Source organism: Rhodocaloribacter sp. (assembly GCF_056451265.1).
Genome location: NZ_JBWOPL010000008.1, coordinates 1 through 6918 on the forward strand (window position 1 = coordinate 1; position 6918 = coordinate 6918).

At 68.3% G+C, this 6918-nt stretch carries 5 protein-coding genes; all 5 read right to left on the reverse strand.

Going from position 1 to position 6918, the window contains the following annotated elements; genetic code table 11:
• A partial coding sequence (locus AC1HIY_RS00865; protein WP_479574810.1) for a tetratricopeptide repeat protein occupies positions 1 to 826 on the reverse strand: 826 nt, incomplete at its 3' end.
• Positions 827 to 1159: 333 nt separating this feature from the next.
• Positions 1160 to 1570: a hypothetical protein gene (locus tag AC1HIY_RS00870; RefSeq protein WP_479574811.1), complete on the reverse strand. Its 411-nt coding sequence runs from the start codon at positions 1568 to 1570 to the stop codon at positions 1160 to 1162.
• Positions 1571 to 1751: 181 nt separating this feature from the next.
• The gene (locus AC1HIY_RS00875; RefSeq protein WP_479574812.1) at positions 1752 to 3068 is read right to left on the reverse strand and encodes a hypothetical protein; all 1317 of its coding nucleotides are present in this window, start codon (positions 3066 to 3068) and stop codon (positions 1752 to 1754) included.
• Positions 3069 to 3091: 23 nt separating this feature from the next.
• Complete coding sequence (locus AC1HIY_RS00880; protein WP_479574813.1) at positions 3092 to 4138, reverse strand: T9SS type A sorting domain-containing protein; 1047 nt, start codon at positions 4136 to 4138, stop codon at positions 3092 to 3094.
• A gap of 38 nt (positions 4139 to 4176) precedes the next feature.
• The coding region (locus tag AC1HIY_RS00885) for a T9SS type A sorting domain-containing protein (protein ID WP_479574814.1) at positions 4177 to 6918 on the reverse strand (2742 nt) is incomplete at its 5' end.

A 6918-nucleotide genomic window follows, 5' to 3' on the forward strand; every position in this document is an offset into this window, starting at 1 on the left:
CCCACCGTCCCAGCCGCAACTGCGCGATTCCGGCGGTGGCGAGGCCATATGGCACGAACTGGCGAACTCCCAGGACCTCGAAGGCGGCGACGGACTGCCGGGCATACCGAAGCGCATCCTCGTACGCGCCGGTGTCGAGTGAGACGGAGCCGAGGTTGGCATAGCAGGCCGCCTGCCCGAAGGCATCGTCCAGCGCCGCGTAGAGCGCCAGTGCCCGCTCGTAGTTGGCCAGCACCAGGTCGTAGTCCCCCTGCTTCTTGTGGACGATGGCCGTATTGACGAGCGCCATCGCCACGCGGCTGCTGTCGTTCAGGGATTCGTAGATCGCCAGCGCACGGTAATACTGCTCCAGAGCCTCCTTATATTGGCCACGCTTGTCCAGCACCACCCCGATGTTGGTGTAGGTATTGGCGACCTCCAGGCTATCTCCCAGGCGGCGTTTGTAGGAGAGCGCCTGCAGATGGTGGCGCAGGGCCTCATCGTAAGCGTCCTGGGCTTCGTACGCAACGCCCAGGTTATTGTGGGCCGCCGCCAGGCCGCGCAGGTCGTCCAACGCTTCCGCCAGCGCCAGCGCCTCGAACCCGTACTGCCGGGCCGAGTCGGCATCGATCATCCGGTAGGTCCAGCATAGCTCGTTCAGGACGGCGATGCGGTCGAGCGCCTCGGCCTGCGCCAGGCGGCCTTTCAGACTATCGACCGTCGCACGGAGCTGGGCCACGGCACAGAGGGGCATCAGACCCAGGAGAAGCAACCCGACAAACCCCCGGCACACTCCCGTCCGGAGACGGAAAGAAGCGCTTCCCTCTATCGCTGTTACAACCTGCATCCCGAATCATGCCCTACTGCAAGGAGGCTCCCAAACAAACCGGAGACCGCATCACAAGCCGCCGGGCAAGAAGATTCAAGCCCTGATCCCGTACGAGCCTCTGCCCTTACGGACGCGCCCTTTCCGCGCCAACGTCCCTCACAGCGGCGATTTGTTCAATTTGTCGACGAAATAACCTCAGGAGAATCGCAAATGCAAGCGAAACAGGCCCGGCTCCAAACTTCCGACAGAGGCGAGCGAACAACCGGCCTATGGATCGTGTTCACGAAACCCCCTGTGTACGGACGCGCCCCCCGTTCGGTCCCTCCGCACTCTCGATATCGTCCGGTACGCTTATCCTCCCTGCACCCGTACGTAGGTCCACTCGTCTCCTTCATCATCTCGAAACCGGAACTCATCCTTCCGCAGGGTGAGCGTGACACGCCCCCCTGGAATTGTCTCCAGGACCGTTTCCGCCACCACGCCCGTCAGGGTCAGGGCGGTCCCCTCCAGACGATACGTACCCTGACCTTTCAGATCGAAATATCCGGAGAAGAAGAAAAACCAATCATAGGTCCCGTTTTCCTCAAAGGTCCACAGGCTGTTTGATTGATTGACCGGGCCGACAGAACCCTCCACCCTCGTCACGGCCCACGTCCCGAGGATGTCGAAATCCTCCGGGTCAAGGAAATCGCTACCGTCACATCCGCCGCAAAGGAGAACCAGCGTCCCGATCACGAGATACGTCGAGGCGTTCGTATGCATGGTGTTCACGCCAGTTTTTCGGAGGAGACAAGCCACCGGCCGGTTCATTTCAACAGCACGAAACGCCCGCTTCGTCCCTCCAACCGTCGTGCGGTCCGTGCTTCCAGCCGGTACACATAGATGCCCGAGGGGAGGCCTCTGCCGTCGAAGTGTGCCTCCAGCCCGGCGACGCCCGGACGCCTCACCGGACGACGACGACCTCGCGCACGGCGGTGAAGCGCTCGCCCTCGGCACGGATCAGGTACAGCCCTCCCGGCAATCCTGCGGCGTCGATGGAGAAGCGGCGCGGCACGGCGGCCTCCATCGGCCCCTCGAAGAACACCCGCTCTCGGCGGCCGAGCGCGTCGAAGAGCGCCACACGCACCCGCTGCGGTACGGCCACCGAGAGCGTGACGGCGGCCCGGTCGCGAAGCGGGTTCGGATAGGGCGCCGTGAGCGTGAAAGCGCCCGGCACGGCCAGCGCGACGACGACCGTCTCGCTATAGGATGTCGCCCCGTCGAAGTCGACCTGCCGGAGGCGGAAGTGATGGCGGCCCGGCCCGAGATCCTCGGCGCGGTAGGCGTACGTCCGCGCTCCGGCGGTCGTGCCCGCCCCGGCGACGAAGCCGAGCGCCTCCCACGCCGCCGTCCCCGCGCGGTGCTCGACGAAGAAGCCCGCGTTGTTCGTCTCCGAGGCAGTCATCCACCTCAGACGCACGGCCGACCCGTCCGCGCGCGCCTCGAAGGCGGCGAGTTCGACCGGAAGCGGCGTGCTCGAGGTGAGCGTGAACGGCGCGCCGGGCGAACCCACGGTGGTCCCCGGCGCGAAGCCGAACGCACCCGAGAGCGCATACGTGACGCCCGTGCTCGCGTCATAGCCGCGAAACGTGAGCGTCTCGCCGGTGACGTCGCCCTGGATCTCCATGAAAAAAACCTGCTCGCCCCCGACGTCGAACGCCGTCCCGACGCCCCGGATTTCGTTTCCGACGAAGGCCGCCACACGGTCCGCCGGATCGCTCGACCGGACGCCGTCGATGAACACGGCTACGTTGGCGGACATCGACTGCGAGAAGCCGGGCGGCACGGCCCAGTGGAGCGCGCACGGCCCGGAGCCGTCGGCGGTGAAGAGGGCGAAGGGATCGTCGAGCGTGCCGCGCACGGCGTCCGTGGCGAAGTTGACGCCGTCGCAGAGCAGACGCTCCTCGCCGGTGGAGGCGTCGTAGGCCATGAACGTGAGCGCCTCGCCGTCCGCGTTGCTGCCGATGCTCAGGAAATAGACATAGTCTCCGCCGAGGTTCACGGGCGAGGCCACCCCGCGCGAGACCCCCCCGGCGAAGGCCGCGAGCAGGTCCGCCGCGTCGTCGGAGGGCGCGCCGTCGAAGTCGACCGTGGCGATGACGGTCATCGTGCTCGCATACGTGTCGCCGGGGGTCCAGTCGGGCTGCGCGAAGGCGTTCGGGGCCGTCGCCGCGAGCGCGAGCGCGAGGCCCACGGCGAGCAAAGGGCGGGGGCGGTTCATGGAGGCAGGCATCGTTCCGGGAGTCATTTGATGAGCACCATTGCGCGGGTCTCGACGAAAGCGCCGGCCTGGAGACGGTAGAGATACAGGCCGCTCGGCAGGTCGCCCGCCTCGAACGTGACGGCATAGCGTCCCGCCGGCCGAAGCCCTTCGACGAGCCGGGCCACCTCGCGCCCGAGCGCGTCGTGCACGGTCAGGCGCACCGGGGCGGCGGCGGCCAACGCGTACGTGATGCGCGTGGCCGGATTGAAGGGGTTGGGATAATTGGCTTCGAGGCGGAACGTGCCCGGCGGCGCGCCGTCGAGCGGCTCCACGGGGGTGGCCGTCGCGACGGTGTTCACCGTCCACACGAACGGGTCCGCCACGCTCCCCCGCAGGGCGTTCGTCTCGAAGGTGAGCGTCTCGGCGGCCTCATAGACCCGGTTCGCGGAGGCGTCGTACACCTCGAAGCGCACCGTCTCGCCGCCGCCGCCGGCATAGACCGTCAGGAAGAAGAGCCACGCCGAGCCCACCTCCGTCGCCTCGGCCATGCCGCGCACCTCGTCGCCGACGAAGGCCGCCAGCACGTCGCCCGCCTCCGCCTCCGCCCCGTCGATGCGGAGCGTGCCGGTGACGTTCATCGCAGCGACAAAGGCCGAGGGATCCACGTTCCAGTCCGGCAGGCCGCTTTCGCGCTCGGTGGCGGTCCACACCCGCGGCGCAGCAATGATCCCGCGCACGGCGTTCGTCTCGAAGACCTCCGTCTCCGCGATGACGCGCACGGTCCCGGCGACCGCGTCGTACACCTTGAACGTGACCGTCTCGCCGTCGGTGTCGGCAAAGACGGTGAGGAAGAAGAGCGGGCCGCTGCCGACGGTGGTGCCCTCGGCCACGCCGCGCACCTCGTCGCCGACGAAGGCCGCCAGCACGTCGCCCGCGCCGCCGAGGCGCGCGCCGCCGTGGAGCACCATCGCCGTGACGCTCATCGTCGACTCGAAGTCGGCGGGGTTGACGGCCCAGTCCGGGGCCTGCGCCTGGGCCGGGACGAACGCACCCATCAGAAAGATCGAAAGGCAAAGTACAGTTTTCATCGAGGTCCTCTCGGAAAGGATGCAACGGACACCGGGCGTCATTTGAGCAGAACCATCTTGTGCGTCTCGACGAAGGAGCCCGCCCGCATGCGGTAGAAATAGACGCCGCTGGCCAGGTCGCCCGCCTCGAAGCGCAGCGCATAGCGTCCCGCTTTCTGCGCCTCGTTGACGAGCGTCGCCACGCGGCGGCCGAGCAGGTCGTAGACCTCGAGCGTCACGTGCTCGGCCTGCGGGAGCGCATACCGGATCGTCGTCACGGGGTTGAACGGATTCGGGTACGCGGCTTCGAGCGCGAACGTCTCCGGCAACCCTAGGGTCTCGCCGGCGGGGGCGCCTTTCGCCGTAAGACGCACCGGTTCGAGCGGGCTGCCCACCGCGGCGCCGGGGCGGAAGCGAAGCGTGCCCGCGTCATAGACCTGCCCGTCGGCGTCATCGAAGACGCGCACGGTGAGGTCCGCCGCCGCCTCCCCGTAGGCGAGGGCAAAGACGAGCGACCGTTTGAGCGCCTCGACGTACGTGATCCGTCCGACGCCGCGCAGCTCGTCGCCGGCGAAGAGACCCACGCGCAGGTTCGGGCGGCGCATCGGCTTGCCGTCGCGCTCGACCCGCGCGGTGAGCGTCATCGAGAACGGATAGGCGAGCGGATCGACGGTCCATCCCGGCCCCGCGCCCGCGTCGTTGTTTTTGGCCTCGACGCGTTCGAGCGTCTCGCGCGTCTCCGGCGCGGGTTCGCCTGAACGCACCTCCTTCTCGGCCAGGCCCCGCTCTTTCGGGAGGGGTCGCGCCGCAGCCGTCTCCGGGTTCGGCGTAAGGGCCGCGTGCGCCACCGATGCCGCCGCCTCGGTGTTGGCGGGATAGGTGAGCGTGCCGCCGTTGGCCGTGTAGATCTGATAGCCGAGGCCGGGGTCCATCGTCGTGAGCGAGCCGACCCACCCGAGCCCGTCGACGTACTGGGCGAAAGCGAACTGGCTCTTGATGAGGTCGTCCGGAGCGGCGGTGGCGTCGAGCGAGGCAAGCGCCTCGTTGATCGGCCGCGCAGTCTGCGGCAGATAGCCGACCCAGTTCCATCCCGGCGTCAGCGTGATCGGCAGCGACGGCGGATCGACGACCGTGCCCGAGACCGAGAGGCTGTTCGACTGCCGGAGGTTGATCAGATAGGCCGGCCCGGGCTCGATGCCCGGCAGCGTGCCCACCCACCCGAAGTCGTCATCGAAGAGGCTGAAGGCCGTCTGGCTCTTGACGATGTCTCCGTTCGTGCCGACGACGTCCGCGAGCACGGCGTTGACCGAGGCGTCGTCGGGGATGGTGTTGAGCGAGAACCACGTCCACCCCGCCGCGAGCGCGACGGCCTGATCCTCGACCGGCGGCGGCGCCTGGATCGAGACCGGCTGCGCGAACGTGCCCTGCACCGCTCCGCTCTCGAAAACGAACGTCTTGCCGGTTTCCTCGTGGAGCGTGCACGCGGCGTTCTGCCAGGCCTTGAACGTGACCACCTCGCCCGAGAGGACGTTGCTATAGATAAGCAGGTCCACACGGAAGACGCCGGGCGAGCTTTCCGCAACGGTTCCCACGCCGCGCACCTCGTCGCCGACGAAGGCGGCCAGCACGTCGCTCGTATCCGCCGAGGCGACGCCGTCGAAGAAGAGCTGCGCCGTGAGCGTCATCGAGTACTGGAAGTTCGTCGGCGTGACGTTCCACCGGGGCGGCTCGCACACCACGTCCGCCGTCAGGGTGAAGGGGGTCTGGCCGAGGTCCACGCCGTCGGCGTCCGTACCCGAGGCCATGAGCGTGCCCTCGTATGCGCCCAGCGCCAGCGTGTCGGGCAACGTGAACTGGATCGTCTTCGCCCCGCCGGCCACGATCGTGCCCGCCGTCACCGAAGGCGCGAGCGTGACCGTGGTGACGCCGTCCTCGTGGGTGAGGTCGAACGTGGGCGGCAGCGCAAACGAGATCGGCTGCGCGCGCCCGTTGACGAGGCTCGTCGCCGCCACGGCGCCCGTGCCGCGCGTGATTTCGAGGTCGACGTTGACCGGGCTGAAGGTGAAGGCGCTCTGCCGCACCGTAAAGGCCCACGCCACGTCGTCGGCGATGCCGTTGCCCACGAGGTCCGAGACGACCACCGGCACGCCCTGCCCGTCCACGACGCCGGAGAGGAGCCGCGCTTCGAGCAGACGGCCTTCGAGGTCGGCGTCGTCGGCCAGCGGGTCGAGGATGATCGTGCGTCCGTCGCACGAGGCCTCGACGGGGATCGTCATGCCGACGTCGGCGCCGTCGAGGTACGTCAGCGCCACGTCGGGGAACGTCCCGTCGGCGCTGACCGTGGCGCAGTCGACGTCCTCGTCGAAGGTGACGGCGATGTCGTCGCCGAGGGCGAGGGCCTCATCGGCGGGCTGCGGCGTGCCGAAAGGCTCGGGGCGCTTCGTGTCGGCGACGCCGGGGAAGGGCTCCGAGTACGTCGTCCCGAGCGGGCACGAGGTGAAGGCCCGCACCTCGAAGAGGCCGTCGGCGGGCGGCATCCACTTCGCCACGTACGAGTCGGCGTCGGAGTCGAGCGCGGAAGCCTGCACCTCGAGCGCCGGCAGCCAGTCCGGCGTATCGACCAGCCGGTATTCGAGCCCGATGCTCTCGACCGGGTCCGCGTCGGCGTCCTGCAGCACAAAGTCGTTCAGGATGATCTCCAGCGAGTCGCCGGCCTCGGCCATGTCGGCGTTGTAGATCCAGTTCTCCTTCGGCCGGAGGATGGCAATGTCGCTGCACGGGGCGGTGAAGTGCACGCTGAA